Below are 17,448 nucleotides of genomic sequence, written 5' to 3' on the forward strand. Positions count from 1 at the left end.
ACTTGACTTCTTGACTTTCCATTTCTTTTCTCCTAAAATGAAAGAGGCGGAAGGACTTAACAAAGTCGGGTAATAACACCAGCACTCCCATCGAGCGATTCGTAAAGAGCGAGATGTTGAGTTTCCTACGCGGTCGACTTTGTTGAGTCGCCACACTTTGTTGCGGTGGCCGATTTGGATTCATCTATGAAACGGGGTCTTACAAAGCCCTAACGCTACGACCCATAGGAAGTAGCGTTATTGAGTTACGAGAGCGATCAATCTGCCACCGGCCTTCTTGACTCCGTCGATTCAAGAGTATCACACTTCGACTTGTCTTACGTCCAAGAATCATACTAATCTATGAATCGCGTTTGAAACTCAGCAAAACGCTTTCCTATGGATCGCGTTTTAGGTCGTGAGCCATTTTAATTATGAAATCCGCGAGCTGCTGCGACGACTCTGGGAGTCTGCATTGAGTTTTTTATTCGCCCAGATTTACTTACGTCGAACTTACGTATTTTACTACTCAAATACTATGAACCCTTTCTAAAAATTAAAATTTTCAACATTTAATGTGAGTTTAGCGTAAGAGGAATCCATGATTCTGAAAAAAGTTAGAATCTGAACTTTACAGATCGATTCTTTAAATGTGGGAACTATTACAAAATTAGATTTTTCTGTAATGATGTGAAAACTCCCGCGAATCACGATTTTACGAACAAATTCTGAAGTTGTAGGAACTCATACTTTTAGAAAGTTCTTTCTCGTTTTCTTATGCCGAACTCAAGTTAATTAGATTGCATTTGACAATTTGCAAACTTTCGAGCAGTTCTAATCCAGTTAAATTTTCATAGTAGTTTCCACATGAGAGCTATTGAAAAGTTTGGAGATTCGCAAAACTGCTTCAATTGATAGTTTCCATGAAATAGAAACAAATGGGGAATTAATTTTTCAACAATTCTAATAGAAACAGATGGAAAATTAATTTTCAACGACTTTATTTTATGTAAAAATCAGGTTTTCATAAAACAAATCTCTTATGTCGAACTCGCGTTAGGTTAGTATGAGGAATCTAACTCAAGAAAAGTTTTAAATTACGTTTTAGGATTAACCTATGAGAAAGCCAATTGTTTATTATAATTTACTAAAGTATTATCATTTATGTCTTTAGAAATTTGGAGAATATATTGAGACTAACGTGTTTCCATCCAGACAATACAACTTTTTAAAAGATCTAGCATGATTTTCTGTTCCTTGTTGACTGGATATCCGTGTCCTGGTAAAATCCATTCGAAAGAATAATTTTTCAATTTTTTCATAGAGTTTATTTGTTCCTGCCAAGAATACCAACATACGTTTTTGAATGCAATCAGACGATCTTTTAGAGGATCATAAGCAAGATGGTCTCCCGTAAATAGGAATCGGTTTTTATAAAGTAGAACCGAATGCCCTTGGGTATGTCCTGGAACTGGAATCATTTTTACTTCGTTATCTAATTCAAAAACTTTTTCTCCTTTTAAAACGATTTCGGCGGAAGGTAGTGATTTTAAATCGTTTTCGTGAATAATTCGATCACATCCAAACTTTTCCTTAAATTTTTGATGATCGGCCACGTCATCTTGATGGGTTAAAAAATGGTAACGGATTCCTCCTAAGGATTCGATTTTGTCAGCTAAAGAAGAAACAAATCGAGGAGAATCCACGAGAATATTTCCATTCTCTCTTAGAATGAGGTATGAAAATGCTCCAAAGGAATCTTTAGAATGATAACCGCAATAATATACGTTTTCTTCTATCTTAGAAGGAAACGTTTCTTTTGCTTCTTTTAAATCTATTCTATTTATTGTTCCGATGGAGGTGGTAGGACAGGCTATTAGGGCGCGGAGTGCGGCTATTTTCTCAGATTCTATTTCTGGTTGTTTCCAAACATAAGAGCCTCCGTTTTTTTCGGCGAATGTTTTCGGAGCGACGATTCTACACGTTTCACAATCAATACAAGTGGAATCTACATAAAAATTCCCTTCTTGATTTTCCGGTCGTTTTTTAAGTTGGTTTGCCATTAATTCTTAGACTTACTACTCAGACGCATAAAAATAATAACTCATTCTGAATTTGTTTCAAAATTTAAAATGTAGGATCTCCTTCAAAAAGCCAACAAATCTGGGGTAAATGCAATTTTTTGAAAACTTCTACATCTTTGATAATATCGATCTTTAACTTTTGGTGCTCCGAAGTAGTAAGTCGATTGATGATTTATTTTTACCATAAAGTTTTATTTGGATTTGTGGGAACTAACACTTTTTTAAAAAGCGTGAATTTGATACAACACGAAAGGATCGATACGAGCGGAACTCAGCAGAACGGTCTTTCAAACTCAGCGTCTCGCTTCTTAAATCCAATGCGTCGCTTCCTGAATGCCGATTCTTAGAAAGACATTCACTGAGTTTTTTGGGTCGCGTTCAAACTCAGCAAAACCCTACCTTAACTCAAATCTCGTTCCCGACGGATCACAGATAGGTCGCTCGACAGATCAAATTCTATAATCAATTGAAACTAAAGACAAAATATTGTATTACGTTTCTTTCATGCAATTTATTCACCAGAGCTGAGACCTAGTCTTGCCTGTTTGTGGTAGCTGGATTCGCTCCAATTTTTTTACGTGGAATTCATATTAAATTATTTAGAACTATAAAATAGAGTATCAAATATTTTGTATTTAAACAGTGTTTTGCGATAAATTTATGGTAGTAGGTTTTATAGAGATTCGTAAGTTAACGATCTATTTGTCCTTGGTCTTCTGAAACTGTTAAATTAAGAATGTCACTTTCAGGATTGGTCTTGTATTTAAGAATCTGCTTATATCTATGAAATACTTTTTAAACCCAGAAATGTTTAAGTTTCGTTTTCAATTTTTAAGTTACCGTGGAAAATTGGGTCTGTTGCGGTTCGGTAAAAATGAATTCGAAGACTAAAAATTATAGTAGTTCCCACATTTTTAGTTTTACGAATGAATTTCCAACTTAGGAAAAATGTAAATCTGCCGAAATATAAAGAACACAGAGGGTTATGTCCGATATGATCACAGCACGCAAAACCTTTCTCCCGTTCGCTCTACCTTGTATCTCCGAAAGAGCCATCGAAGAAGTATCTTCCGTACTACGTTCCGGATGGATCACTTCGGGGCCTAAAGTAAAAGAATTTGAAGAGGAATTTGCTCGTTATACCGGGGCTGATTATGCACTTGCTCTCAACTCAGCTACGGCCGGACTTCACTTGGCGCTTGAGGCGATCGGAATGAGCCGTGAAGATGCGGCTATTTGTCCCGCGGTTACATTTACCGCTACCGCAGAAGTGATCTGCTATTTTGACGCGGAGCCGATTCTCACGGACGTGGACCCGATCTTCAATCTTATGACTCCCGAAACCCTTCGTGATACGATCGAAAGGGAATGTATTTATCTGAACGGAACTCTCTTTCACAAAACAACAGGAAAGACCGTAAGGGCGATCTTGCCGGTTCATCTCGCCGGAGTAATCTGTGATATGGAAGGTATATTAGAAATTGCTAAAGAATACAATCTCTATGTGATAGAAGATGCAGCTCATGCTTTTCCTGCGGTTCGCAATGGAAGAAAGATCGGGACTTTTGGAGATTTTACTGTTTTTAGTTTTTATGCCACCAAGGGAATTACTACCGGAGAAGGTGGAATGGTTACGACTAAACATTCTCATTTTGCCGAAAGAATCAAATTGATGCGTTTGCATGGAATTAATCGAGAGACCTACGATCGACCAGGTTGGTATTACGAAGTGGTATCACCCGGTTTTAAATACAACATGACGGACGTGGCTGCGGCTCTTGGAATCGTTCAACTTTCTGAAGCAGACGAACTTTGGAAACGAAGAATTTTAATCGCCGAAAACTATAAGAGGGAATTTGCCGATCTACCATTTTTGCATCTTCCTCTTTCGGCCCCAAACGGTGAACATTCTTGGCATTTGTTTCGTGTAGAAGTAGATTGTGCTTCTTGCAAAATGGATAGAGATATTTTTGCATCCGAATTAAAAAAACGTAATATAGGTTCAAGTCTTCATTTTATACCACTTTATGAACATCCATTTTATTCTTCTCGTTTCAGATTTAAAAAGGAACATTTTCCGAATGCGAACGCGATGTATGCAAGATCTCTTTCTATTCCTCTTTTTCCGGGGATGAAGGATGAAGACGTTCAGGATGTGATCAGAGCGGTTAAAGAAATTTTTAGCGCGCTTTAAATTTGCAGTAGTGCTCGCATTTAAAGAAAACGGTATTCAATTTTATAGAGATCAGTAAGATTGTGTTTTATATAGCGGAATATAATCAAAGGCTTTTTCAATTTAAGTCTCTCTCTAAAAATCGATCATTCGTCTAAAAAATTACAGTCTGATTTTTTCTTTTACTGATCTATAGTAGAATTATTGAAAAATGAATTTTCCATTTATTTCTATTTCATGGAAATCGCCGATTGAAACAGCTTTGCTAATATGAACTATGGAATTTTTTAACAACTCTATTAGGAAATCATAAATTTTAAAACGAATTTCCATTGTAAAGGTAGTGTTTTAAACACTTTATTGTATAGTTTTAAGTAAAATATGAAATGTTTTTTATAGTGGTAGTTTTTATTTAAATTGTTTAGCAAATTCTTATTTCTGTTAAAAAGTTGAATTCTAAATTTTATGGTAGAACCTACATTTGTGGGAACTACTACTGAATTTAACAATAAAAAGATGATCTAAATAGTAATAATACAAAATCTGTAGGAACTCTGGCATTTGTTTAAAATTACAGAAAAATTGTAACTGAAATTGTTTTTACTACTCAGTTGTATGAAAATAATACTGAACTTGTCCTAAAATCTCAAAAGGTATGCAAACATTTTTTAAAAATTTCTAATATACTATTGTAGTTCCCACGGATTCATCACTAACCCCACAAGTTGAATCGGATTTTAGAATCAAAATGAACTCAACAGAAAGGACTTTCTATGGATCGCCGTTCTGGGCTCAAAAAGGCACATTTTTCAAGTGTTCCGACAAGAATGAGTCTTTTTACTTGCAAAAAGTATGTTTTTCTGATAAAGAAAACCTTTCCACCTCCTCCCCCACCCAAAAATAGGGGCGGGAACTAAGTTTTACAGAAGATTTTGTCGTAATTCTGACGATAGATCTTGAGATCCAATTATTTGTGGGGTTGGTTATGATAGAGAGCGTTTTACTGAGTTTCAAACGCTTTCATAAAAGCATTTCATTGAGTTTCTTGAACTCAATGCTACTTCTCTACGGACAGCATAATAATCGCTTTCGCATTTGTTATACCGAATTCACGTTAAAATTGAGTTTTCAATTTAATAGATCACCAAAACGGCGATATTGTTCAGAAGTTTAACTTTTAGAATCACTATGTTGATAGAAATTTTTAATTTTTACGATGTGGTCACCAAATATTGATTTTATGTAAAAATTTGATTGGAAGATTATATCAAGGTTCCTTTAAAATAGAACGTAAACCTCGCTTTCTTCCTTACGAATTCTATTTCTCAAATTAAAAATTAATTTCTCCGTTTCTTCTCGAAACTGACTTTCATTTCTTAGAATAGAAGAAGGAAGTAGCCAATTAAAATAATAATTTTTAAATGAGTTTTTTAAATCAACCGTACGACTTTTAAAACCTTCAGCAAGAGAAAGATTATTTTCCAATTGTAGATTTTTAATCTCAGGATAGATCCAATTCTCCTCCAAATTCAGATGGAGTTTTAATCTCGCAGAAAAACTTGCAAGTTCATGGAGAAGTTCGTCCATGTCTTCAGAAATTTCTCCAAGCAATCTCTTTTCAATATCGTTCAGCAGTTTCTGAATTTCTGCATATTGAATCTTATAGAACTCTATATTCAAAATTTTTATTCCTAATTTATAAAATCTTTTTCTACAACTCGTCAGAAATAAACTGGAAGATAAATCCAGAAAGAGGAATATCCTTTCTTAGGCCAAGTGATTAATTTGTTTTATGTTCGGAATTTATATGTGGTTCGAAAACAAACTCGAAATCGATTTTCTTTTAAAAAAACGATTCAACCATATCTACGATTTTATTGAAAAAAATCTTTAAATCGTAACCTCTTCTTTTTCTTAAACTTAAAAATCGACTGTAAGATAAATTCAAGTTTCAGATAAACAAACGTAATCTATTTTAACATTTCAAAATAAAAAGTTTTTCCATTCAGAAGAAAATTCTTATGGATTCAATCTATCCATCGAATTCATAAAAAACTAAAATTATTTTCTAAATCAAACAATCTGTAAAACATTCATTTTTTCATACAAGATTATAATAACATACTTTCTGAATTATAGAACGAACTTCATGGTTACGGTTTGACATGTTAAGATAAAATATATGGGAATACAAAACCTATCTCCATCTTTACAAAAATCGTTATTATATTTTTCAGATCAATCTGCAGAAGGAATTGTTGTTTTAGATCGAGATTGGAAGACAGTATATGAAAATCATAAGTTTCAAAACTTTTGGTCTTTTCCTAACTTCCAAGTGCTTTACGAAAAAATCATTCCACTTCTTAAATCCAAGAAAAAAGAACGTTTCGAAAACGATATAAGCATATCCAATCTTCTTCAAGAAATTGAAGACTCAAAAGATTCGTTTTTAAATGAAACAAATTTTCAACTCCAACTCAGTGTTCATGATTTCGAAGATTCTTATATGATTCGATTTAAACCTCAACCAAATGCTCAACCCAAAATAGAATACGAAACCGGTCATTGGGATCGAAACACTAATCTTCCCAATCAAAAATATTTTTTAAATCACTTCGGAAATCAAATCTCTGAGGAAACAACCTTTCTAGAAGAACATTTTTCTTTTTTAATTTCAATCTCCAATCCAGACGCAATCATATCCCAAGAAAGAAATTCCTATTTTGAATCCATTTACGTCAAAGTAGCAGATCGGTTGAAAAAACACCTAAATCGAAATGACCATCTATTTAGAATTGAGAGTGATAAATTTTTAATTTCATCCTTGCAAATAGATTCGGAAACCAAAGCGGAATGGTTCGCGGAATGTATTCGAATGCTTTTTGATTTTCCTTTTACTTACGAAGAAAGAGAATTTCATCTTAACGTTAATATAGGTTATACGAAATTCGATTTGAAATCAGGCTCGGACATGAACGCGCTCGGAATTTTAAAGGAAGCACTTCATCGTTCTTGTTTAATCGGTCCGAATTCTCTATTTTATTATGATCAAAATGCAATCATAACCACTTACGAAAAAGCGAAAATAGAAATCGATCTTAGAAAAGTATTAAATCGAAATGAACTGGAAATACACTTTCAACCTATTATCGATCTTAAAGAAAACCGCTTTTTTTCTATGGAAACCTTGGTACGTTGGAATCATCCGGAAAAAGGCAAACTTCTACCCGGTAGTTTTATCTCAATCGCCGAGAGTTCCAGTTTTATCAAAACCATCGGAGAATGGATGATCTGGGAAACGTTTCAATATTACGAAAATTCAATATTAAGATCCGAAAATATTTCTCTTTCTCTAAATATATCTCCAAAACAACTAGGAGATAAAAATATATTTCCTCTTCTTAAAGAAGCGAGTGATTATTATAAAATAGAACCTAATAATATCATTTTAGAAATCGTAGAAGATTCCTTCGACTTTAGAAAGTCTCAGATCAGCAAGGTAATCACCTCTCTCAAAGATTACGGATTTAAATTTGCAATCGACGATTTCGGGAAGGGATATTCTTCCTTGGGAAGACTGATCCATCTTCCAATCGATTACATCAAACTGGATAAGATGTTTTTATTTAATTACTTTCAAACTTCCACACGAGCTGTGATTACTTCTATGGTAAACTTAGTGCAAGCGATGGGTAAATCAATCATCGTAGAAGGAGTAGAAAACGAAACACAACACAATCTTTTAAAAGAACTCAATTGCGATTTCGGACAAGGGTATTATTATTCTCATCCGATGGAAATCGAGCTCGCAGAAAAACTAATTCAAAATAAGGCGATCCCCGCTACTTAAAAATGTAAATCCGACTTTTTGTCCTCAGATTTCCGCTTTTAAGAAAATTCCATTCCAACGTTAAAAAGTTCCTTCTATACGACGTTATTATCAAAAATTTGCTCCGAACCTAAAAATTTTTTTGAATCTCTTTGTAAAACGTGGCTGTTCTCACAGATTAAATCTCATTCCAGTATTTTAGAGATTCCGAAAGTTCGTAAAATTAAATATGAGTTTATTACAATAAATTAACATGAATTCGGTCTAAGAAAACGAGAAAGAATTTTCTAAAAGTATGAGTCCCTACATTTTGAAAATTTTACCGTAAAATCTAAGTTTGCAGTAGTTCCCACAAATTAAGTCGCATTGGCCCGTATTGAAGTTTAAAACAGATTTTCCATACTAATATTCATGTGGTAGTTCCCACATTTTAAGAATCGATTTGTAAAGTTCAAACCCTAACTTTTTTCAGAAAAATGAATTCATTACGCCGAACTCACATTAAATTAACGTGAGTTCTGAATTGTTATTTTTTTGAAGGATTCTAAGTTTTGAAACAAGCTCAATATAATACTCGTCCGAGTAGTAAAAAACGTAGTCTTCAAAAAGGAATTTCTAAAGAAACTCATTCATCCAATCGAGAGTTTTTTTCAATTTAATCTTTTCTAAATCTGATCCTAAAAATCGAATTGACTCGTTTTTTTCGATTCTCATTCCGGTAGGTTGAATTCCAGTTCTAAATTCAAATATTAATCTTTTATAATTTTCGGAAATATAATTTTCCTCTTCCAAATCAAAGATAGAATTATTCAATATACCTAATATTTGCTTTTCAGAATATAACTCCTGACAAAAATCCCTGATCCCAGCGGAAAGGTCCTGAAAAAGATTTTCCCTTTTTACATCTCTAATACCGATCACAGGAGGAAAAGTCGCCCTTTGAGGTAAATTTTTTAATCGTTCCACTGTATTTTTAACGTTTAATCTTTCCCAATCCACAAACAACAAACCAGGTTCATATTCTTTAAATTTTTCCGTAAGTGCGACTAACTCTCTGCAAGGAAACGTTTCCCATCCTAATATCTTAAGATGAGCGCGTATCCTTTGAAACAAAAGAGAATCGGGTCCAATCACGATCGAATTTAATCCTTTTTTTTGAGTCAAATTTTCTAAAGGTATATCGACGATTTGAGAAGTTTGAAGATCTAAAAAGTAATTTAGACCTTGCTGAAATAGTTTTCTTAAAAAGGAAGTTTCTATTCTTCCAATCAATATAGGTCGTTTAGACCAATCGATCGCGGTTTGCAAAGAATCGATCTCTATGTTTTTACGAACTACAATTTGCCCAGAACCAGACTCTGGAAATCTTTCTCCACTCGTCCATTCTTGCACTGAAAATTCTTTCCAATCTAAAAGTGAAAATAAAAGTTTCTCTTCCTTTTTTGAAAGTCCGTTTAAGAAGATACAATCGAACAGTAGGCTTACCATGGGTATTTTGCTTGACCGAAGACTTTTTTAGCGAATTCTAGAATTGTGCGATGCGCAAAAGACGCAACCAATTAAAATGAAACTTCTAAAACGATACGCGAATCGAAGACTCTATGATCCTGAGACGAGTAAAACAATCACTCTAGAAGACGTAGCAGAGATGATTATCAAAGGAGAAGAAATTCGCGTGATCGACAATATGTCCGGCTCCGATATTACTCCTAAAATTTTAGGACAAACCTTTCTAAAAGTTTCTCTCGGTCAAAGAAACGAAGAATTTTCAAATTTCATGCTTTCTTCTTTAATCCGCGAAACCGGAAAAGACATAAGTTCTTTATTCGGCAGATTGGTGTTAGGTGGAATTGGAACCAATTATCTAACCCGAGATCGTTTGGAAAAAATTCTACAATCCATGATTGCATTAGGCGAACTCAAACTCGAAACCGCCACCGAATACAGAGACGATCTATTGACCCGTTTAGCAAACAGAGCATCCGAGAATAAACTTAGGATTCAAGAAGACCTTAAAAAAATCGGTAAAGAACTGGAAGAGTCGGCGGAAACTGATTTACCCTTGGAAGATTTATCCGAAAAAATTCGCAAAATCGCAAAAAGCGTAAAAGAAAAGGATAGTTGAAACTTTAAGCCGAAGATTCCGAATACCGATATAATAAGAGAGGGAATTCCATGTTTAAGAATATTTCGATTTCTATCATTTTGTTTTCTATCAGTATTTTGCCTTTATTCTCCTCCGATAAAGCGATAGAATACGCTGATAGGGCCTATTTCGAACAAATCCGTAAACTTGAATCCGGTTCTTACGAAGAAAAAGTAGACGCAGCAGATTACCTCAAATTCGTAAATAACAAACTTGCGGTCCGACCTCTAATCAACGCACTTCGCGGAAATCCTAAAATTCCTAAGTCTCTCGAAAATCATCCTTATCTCAAATTTACGGTCGCACAGGCACTTGCAGTAATCGACCACGTGGATGCGATTAAACCAACTATAGAAGAATATAAAAAATTGGAACCCACCATCCAAGAGAAGGATGAACCTTACTTTACTTCAAGAGAAGACTATACAATGGTAATTGCCGCCGGTGAAATTTTAAGAACGATCGGAAGTTATCCTTATATGAAAGAATCCGAAGAAGTTTTGGTAAACGCATTAGGTCATACAAATTATTATATCCGTGCCTCCGCAGCAGATGGATTGAAGTACATGAATCGAAAGGAAACAGTAAACTTTTTAGTTTCTACCTTAGAAAAAGAAAAAAACGAATTTACCAAGGCCGCAATTTTAAATGCTATCGTTAATATTATGAAAGTTGCTGATAAAAGCTTTTATAGTCTCTGCGATATGTTAAAAAGTGAAAATCCTTCGGTTCGTTATCGCACTTCGATGGCTTTAGGAGAAGTGGATTTAAAAGCCGCCGAATTTTATCTTCGTCAGGCTCTTTTGGTAGAAGATAAACAAAACGTCAGAGACCAGATTCGTAAAGATTTGGCATCCGTCCTAGGTTTTAAACTACCTACAATTTCTGTAATCTTTGCAGAATAAAAAATTCAACTTTGAAACAATTCTAATACGAGCGAATTTAGTTTAAACTTTTTGCTTTAATAAACTGGATTTTATAAGATAAATCCAAAAATAAAAAACCAAACCAATGTCCTCATTCGAGGACATTTATTTTTGGGAAATTTCATAAAATGAATTTTTTATAGAATGATTAGAGATCACAAAACAGTGACTTTACGAACAGATTTTAAAATTGTAGTAGTTGATATTTTTTTAAAAATTTTTCCTAACTTTCTTACACCAAACTGATGTTATATGAAATTCTATTTATTGATTTTAAAATAAAAAAGAAATTCAATTTCTTTTAGAGAAAAAACAAACTGTGCAAGTGGTGGGAGATACTGGGATCGAACCAGTGACCTCTACCATGTCAAGGTAGCGCTCTAACCAGCTGAGCTAATCCCCCTACAGGTTCGTTTCCCAGAATTTGTTTTCCTTCTAATTCGTAAAGAAGATTCGCTTCTATTCTTAATTTTAATGAATTCTTAATCTGGCAATAATCCCAAAAACAAGTTTAAAATATGTTTGAATCAGTTTCAAAAATAAATTCCTTATACTAACAAAGGCTTTTAAAAATAGGTAAAATGTTTTTGAGACAATTTTAAAATTCAGAAACTTATTATTTTAAGACTGAAAAGTCAAAAAACTAAAATGATTAGCGATATGAATCGAGTGAGCCAAATCATATTCCTCTTTGGTCAAAGTCCCATATGCAAAATGAGGTTTTAATTCTCCTTCGTAAGACTGAAACTTAAGAATCGTTTCCCGTAAAATTGAAATACTTTCTTTCCAAGAAGTATCGGTTCGAATTTCCGTAGCTCCAGGAATTGGTGCTTCTAAATCGTGAGACATTTTTTGAGAAAATGCGAATTTTAAGAAAACGAGTTTTCCAATTGTATTTTGAAAAAATTTACTTTTATTTTCCGGATAACCTTGGATTGAATATTCAATTGACTGTGCACAGTGAAGAAACACTTTTCCAGCGTCCCAGGTTCCGTAACCCTGAATTGAATTCAATTTTTTGAATATTTCAAGTTCATTTAATACTTGAGATAGGGAAATAAAGGACAGGTTTTTATTGACAACCCCTTTAGGTCCGGAATTACATTCAGTAACACTAGCTCCCGCGCCAATTAAAATGAAAAACTTTAAGGAAGAATTTAAAAATTCTTTTCTATTTAACTTTTGCATATTGAAGTCCTATTATAATTTTTAGGGAAAGGTTTTTGCAAATCTAAATCGACAAATTTCCTAAGAAACTTGTCCCAAAACCTCAAAAAATTTTTACACGATAATTCTTTAGAAATTTTTAATAAAATGCAGTAGTTCCTACAAATTGAATCGCATTTGGCAATTTACGAACTTTCGAGTAGTTCTAATGTCGTTAAATTTTCGTAGTTCCCACGGACGGTTTTGGAACAAGCTCTAATCATTTCAAATATTTTTACGGATCCTTATATATTAGAGTACCATGAATTTTGAAAGAAATTCAGTTTTAGAAACAAAATTTAGAAACTCTATTACATAGAGTTCTAAGTAACGTGGGTTCGGTATAAAGAATCCATGATTCATTTTGTTAAAAAAATTAAGATCTGAACTTTACAAATCAATTCCTAAAACAGGGAACTACCGCAAATCACGATTTTACAAACATATTCTAAAATTGTAGGAACTCATACAAAAATTATAATAGAGTTATTGAAAAACAAATTCTCCATCTCTTTCGTTGTATATAAATGTACAATTGAAGCAGTTTTACTACGATTCACTATGGGATTTTTCAAAAACTTTACTATAAATCATTCAATATAACGATTTTTGTGGGAACTACCATATTTTTGGGGATTCTTCAAAGGTTTTGGAACAAGCTCTCAATTTTATCTTCATCTAATTTATAAATTTATAAAAAACAAATTGAGACTTCAAACAAGTTCTCTAAAAAATAAATCTTAACGTTTTATACCAATCTCAAAGACAATTTAAATTTTTAAAACGGTTTATAATTTTTATCAGAGCTTCTCCAATCAAAGTTTAAGAAGTATTTTCACATTTTAATTGTTTGGTTATAAAACCGAATAAAGATTTTTTCAAAAACAATCTACTTAGAATTGATGATCTATCTTACCAGGTTTCTAAAATACGTTAAAAAATATTCAAAAATATGTTTCTTTGGTTTCAAAAATTAGCCCTTGGAGACTTTTGGAATTTGCACGTTAGCGACGTTCGGATCTGTTTTTTAGAATTTAAAAGTTATTTTTAAAAGGATTTCAGAATTTTTGCATTTCATACAGATTTTTCTATAATTCGGGAAGAAGCTAAAATTTTCATACACAACTCAATTTTAGCGAAAAACCAAATTTATGAACTTCCGAAATTGTAAATTTTTTCAGGAATTACAAATTATAATTTTCAAAAAATAAAAAACGGGCAAAAGCCCGGAAATGTTTTGTTATAACTGATACAGAAGAAAACGACACGCTGAAACAAACATAAAGGTGTGTATTCAAAGAAATGTTTGCAGTTTCTCTACAAATATTTCTTCATTATAGATAAAAGTTTTTGGAGAAAATAGGAGTAAAAAAAACAAAAGGAATTGGATGTGCAAGAAGTTGAATATTATTCTTTAGCAGCAACATTGTATTTTATGATTGCTGCATTTGGGATTTTGAAAAGAAACAAACAAAAAAATATCGGTACTCCGGTGCTGTTTTTTTTGATGGCTTGTGTTTTTTGGTCTTTTACGGCTACGATTTTTATCTCGGAAAACGTTCTCGCAAAGAAGTTAGCTCAATATTTTTATGCTTATTTTTCAATGGCGATTGCTTTCTTTTTTATGAATTTTGTGATAAATACGAAAAAAAATAATTTACCGTATGTTTATTCTGATTTTACCACACTTCGAAAACTTCTTCTTCGCAGTTTTGCCTCCACTGCTGCGATCGTAGTCCTTTGGGACTTACTTGATGAATTCAAAATTCCTAATATTTCTGAAATAGTTTCTCTGGGAATTCTACTATTTTTCGTCTATCTTTTATTCCAAACCTTAATTCTTTTATATTCTTCTAAAAACAAGGATACCTTATTAAAAATTCTTCCATCCATCGGTCTATTGCTCGTCATTAAACTTACGGAAGTGTTTCGTTATTTTGAAGGTTCTAAAATCATGGAGCCGATTCATACGTTCCATTATTATTTCTTAATCCTTTCTCCAATCATACTGAATGAATGTATTTCAATGATCTCTTCAGATATTCAAAAAACCCAAAATAAATTTCTGTTAGACGATTCTACAAAAAATGAAACGGATTCTCCAAGAGATTCCATTCAGGAAAAAAGATCTCTTTTAGAAGACCTTAATATTGAAAAAGTAGAAAGTAAACTCGCAGAATTGATGCAGAATGAAAAAGTTCATCTGGATGAAGAACTTAGACTTCCTTCCCTCGCATCAGAAATGGGCCTTTCCGTACATCACCTTTCTGCTTTTTTAAATGAACATATGGGAATGAATTTTAATACCTTTATCAACCATCACCGGGTAAAAGAAGCAAAGGTTATGTTGTTAGAGGAACCAGATCGTTCCATTCTTTCCATAGGAATGGCCGTAGGTTTTAGTTCTTCTTCCGCATTCCACAGAGCATTTTTGAAAGAAACCAAAAAATCTCCGAAAGCTTTCAGAGAAGAAAATCTTCCCAATTATAAAAGTAAAGAAGATGAAATGGAGAGTTTGGATCCTAGATACTCTCATTCGATTTAAGAATTTGTACTCGAATCAATTTGTAGCTTGAACTAAAAGTAGTTCTTACAAATTTCAATTTCTTAAGATGATTTATAAATTTCCGGAGTATTTAAATTGTAAGAGTTCCCATATTTTTGTAAAAATAAATTGTCTCGTTTTTATGGTTGCTCGACGTCTTGCTAACACGAGAAAACAGAAAAATAAATTCTATGGAAAGCATGCTCGAAACTCAGGTGCTGAATGCCATCCGGCATTCGCCGGGTTTCTAAGGGCGATACTTAGTAAATCGTCACTATTTTATAAAATCAAAATATTCTAAATAAGGTGAATTTGGCCATAACTCATTTTTCCACAAAAAGTTGGGATCTAAACTTTGTAAATCATTCTTACTATGCGAGAAGGGAACGATCGTAAATCACGACTTTACGAACATATTTTAAATTTGTAGGAACTCATACTTTTAGAAAATTTTTCTTATTAGAGTTGTTGAAAAATTCCATAGCGATGATTAACAAAACTGCTTCAATCGATTATTTCATAAAATAGAAACAAGATGGAGAATTAATTTTTCAATAACTCTATTTTATTATACCGAACTCACATTACTACTCGAACGCATAAAAATAATACCAAACTTAACAATTACCAAAGATGTGAAAGTTTTCAAAAAATGAAATTTAACCCAAGTTTATTGGCTTTTTGAAGTAGATCCAACATTTTAAGTTTGGAAACAGATTCAGCATAAGTATTATTTTTATACGCTTTAGTAGTATATAAAATCCAAAAAGAATAACCGTTTAATTAAGTTTTTGTATAAAACCACCGTTTGGTGACCCTTATAAAAATGAAAAAGCTATTTTATATAGTTTTTTTAAATTCATAAAAATAAATCATAATTCAAAAAACCGAATATTTTAAATTCATACATATCATACTTTGTATTACTGCTCTTTATCAAATTGAGTATCGTAATTTCTGATCACGGAACCCTATTGCAGGACAAAATAATGGGTATCTTATTTTATAATTTTGAGCAATAAAAGGAACTAAAACAAAAAGGAAAGTATATGCAGAAATAAATATCCACAATATGACTTTTTTCAAAAAATATTATTTTATTATAAATTTATAAATAATTAAAACTTATAACGTTTGAATTTTTGAGATAAGTTTTAAGTAAAATTTTCTATCAAATGCAAAATTCACAAATTATAATTTTTTCGTAAAATCGTAATTTGTGGGAATTCCCACATCTTAGGAATCGAGATCACAACTTTTTTTAGAAAAATGAACCATGGATTCCTTACGTTGAACTCGCATTAGATTAGAGTTGTTGAAAATTAATTTTCCTTCTGTTTCATGGAAGCGGTTAATTGAAACAGTTCTGTTAATCTAAAAACTATAAAATGTTTCAACAACTTCTATTACTCAAAACTATATAGTATTCTGCTTTAAAATAGGACTTTACAATAAAAATTTACAGTATTCCATTTTATATCTTTACAATGCGTTTTTAAATCTTTAGATACAACTTCAATTTAAATCTTGTGGATGAGAACGATTTCTTCCTATAATCGTATATAAACCTTTTGCTACCGTTTGGAGCATTCTAGTCATTACTCCTTTCAGTTTAATTTTAAGAAATAATTCCAAAACGAGCTCTTTAAGCGCAAGATCGAAAGGTAGATTATAATTGTTCCATAAGATTGTAAAATGAAATGGATAACTTTGTTCTGGTTTATTCTGAGAATTAGGAGCGAAATGAATTAGAGTTCCTTCTACAATCGTTTCATCCTGATTAATATGTTTAAATTCCACATAAATCCGAACTCTATTTTTAAGAAACGGAAGAGGAATTACCTGCAATCCGGCAAGCTCAGACCAAGTAATGTCGCTTAACGATAAAAATCCCCTCGTTTCCCCACCTAAAACTCCGATCTTGAGCGTTCCTCTTTTTCCAAGTCTACAAAATCCGTTTTTAGTCCTGAAAAGAATTTCAAGAGGAGAACCGGAATCCATATATCCGCCTTCTATCGATATATCATGCAGTTGAATTGAATAGGTAGGGGTTAAGGTTTTATCCACAATGGAAATCGATCCGTTTTCTATTTTCATATTTTGGAATACGATTTTTCCCCGCTTAGGCATGAGTCCTATTTTTTTCTGGGGACTTATTATATTCGTATAATCCATATGAAAATTTTTGAATATAGAAAAAGGAATCCTCAATTTACCTTTGAAAAGCGAAAAAAAGTCGATCTTTAGATTTAAAAAAGAAACCCTCGCATAAACTTGATCCGTTTTTAATATTCCCGGAAATTCGATCGTACAGTTTTTAGAAATTACGTAAAAGATAGGCAAAAGTATTCCGAAAGAGATCCATTTAAATTTAAAATGTCGAAAGGAAAAAAAATTAATCAGAAGTTGTAATACAGGACCAGATACCAAAAACTGAAGGCTGGTATATACAATTAAAAGATAAAATGTCACCTCCCAAATCCAATTCATAAGAATTTTACCCACGGGAAGGCCACACCAAACAGAAAGGGCGTTATGCACCCTTTGTAGATGAAATAAT

General features: G+C 32.7%; 11 protein-coding genes and 1 tRNA gene. 6 read left to right on the forward strand and 6 right to left on the reverse strand.

Features of this window, described 5'->3' with window-relative positions:
- Positions 1-1,175: 1,175 nt before the first annotated feature.
- Positions 1,176-2,042: an MBL fold metallo-hydrolase gene (locus BW942_RS16455; protein ID WP_000013299.1), complete on the reverse strand. Its 867-nt coding sequence runs from the start codon at positions 2,040-2,042 to the stop codon at positions 1,176-1,178.
- A gap of 188 nt (positions 2,043-2,230) precedes the next feature.
- Here BW942_RS16455 and BW942_RS21850 point away from each other — a divergent pair, with 188 nt between their 5' ends.
- Positions 2,231-2,410, forward strand: a complete 180-nt coding sequence (locus tag BW942_RS21850; protein ID WP_000639084.1) for a hypothetical protein — start codon at positions 2,231-2,233, stop codon at positions 2,408-2,410.
- 638 nt (positions 2,411-3,048) lie between these two features.
- On the forward strand, positions 3,049-4,257 hold the full coding sequence (locus tag BW942_RS16465; protein WP_001281953.1) for a DegT/DnrJ/EryC1/StrS family aminotransferase: 1,209 nt from the start codon (positions 3,049-3,051) through the stop codon (positions 4,255-4,257).
- 1,257 nt (positions 4,258-5,514) lie between these two features.
- Here BW942_RS16465 and BW942_RS16480 read toward each other — a convergent pair.
- A complete protein-coding gene (locus BW942_RS16480) occupies positions 5,515-5,916 on the reverse strand; it encodes a hemerythrin domain-containing protein (protein WP_001019234.1) in 402 nt (133 codons plus the stop codon).
- Positions 5,917-6,418: 502 nt separating this feature from the next.
- On the opposite strand from BW942_RS16480, the gene BW942_RS16485 reads away from it, so the two are divergent.
- Entirely contained in the window at positions 6,419-8,086 is a 1,668-nt protein-coding gene (locus tag BW942_RS16485; protein ID WP_000512762.1) for a GGDEF domain-containing phosphodiesterase, read from the forward strand.
- A gap of 594 nt (positions 8,087-8,680) precedes the next feature.
- Here the strand turns inward: BW942_RS16485 and BW942_RS16490 are convergent.
- Positions 8,681-9,553 carry a hypothetical protein gene (locus tag BW942_RS16490; RefSeq protein ID WP_000254081.1) on the reverse strand — a complete coding sequence of 291 codons (873 nt, stop codon included), beginning with the start codon at positions 9,551-9,553 and terminating at the stop codon, positions 8,681-8,683.
- 76 nt (positions 9,554-9,629) lie between these two features.
- Between BW942_RS16490 and BW942_RS16495 the strand changes: the two genes are divergently transcribed.
- Together BW942_RS16495 and BW942_RS16500 are read left to right on the forward strand one after the other, a co-directional pair.
- Positions 9,630-10,190, forward strand: coding sequence for a polyhydroxyalkanoate synthesis regulator DNA-binding domain-containing protein (locus BW942_RS16495; RefSeq protein ID WP_000771343.1), 561 nt, complete (start codon positions 9,630-9,632; stop codon positions 10,188-10,190).
- Positions 10,191-10,240: 50 nt separating this feature from the next.
- The gene (locus BW942_RS16500) at positions 10,241-11,116 is read left to right on the forward strand and encodes a HEAT repeat domain-containing protein (RefSeq protein WP_000475809.1); all 876 of its coding nucleotides are present in this window, start codon (positions 10,241-10,243) and stop codon (positions 11,114-11,116) included.
- 347 nt (positions 11,117-11,463) lie between these two features.
- Here BW942_RS16500 and BW942_RS16505 read toward each other — a convergent pair.
- Together BW942_RS16505 and BW942_RS16510 are read right to left on the reverse strand one after the other, a co-directional pair.
- Positions 11,464-11,540: transfer RNA gene (locus BW942_RS16505), tRNA-Val, on the reverse strand.
- Between the two features lie 218 nt (positions 11,541-11,758).
- A complete protein-coding gene (locus tag BW942_RS16510; RefSeq protein WP_001170928.1) occupies positions 11,759-12,325 on the reverse strand; it encodes a DUF1569 domain-containing protein in 567 nt (188 codons plus the stop codon).
- Between the two features lie 1,408 nt (positions 12,326-13,733).
- Between BW942_RS16510 and BW942_RS16525 the strand changes: the two genes are divergently transcribed.
- Positions 13,734-14,888, forward strand: coding sequence for a helix-turn-helix domain-containing protein (locus BW942_RS16525; protein WP_001158527.1), 1,155 nt, complete (start codon positions 13,734-13,736; stop codon positions 14,886-14,888).
- Positions 14,889-16,403: 1,515 nt separating this feature from the next.
- Here the strand turns inward: BW942_RS16525 and BW942_RS16535 are convergent.
- Complete coding sequence (locus BW942_RS16535) at positions 16,404-17,429, reverse strand: hypothetical protein (protein WP_000551215.1); 1,026 nt, start codon at positions 17,427-17,429, stop codon at positions 16,404-16,406.
- Positions 17,430-17,448 lie beyond the last annotated feature (19 nt).

Source organism: Leptospira interrogans (assembly GCF_900156205.1).
Taxonomy (GTDB): Bacteria; Spirochaetota; Leptospiria; order Leptospirales; family Leptospiraceae; genus Leptospira; species Leptospira interrogans.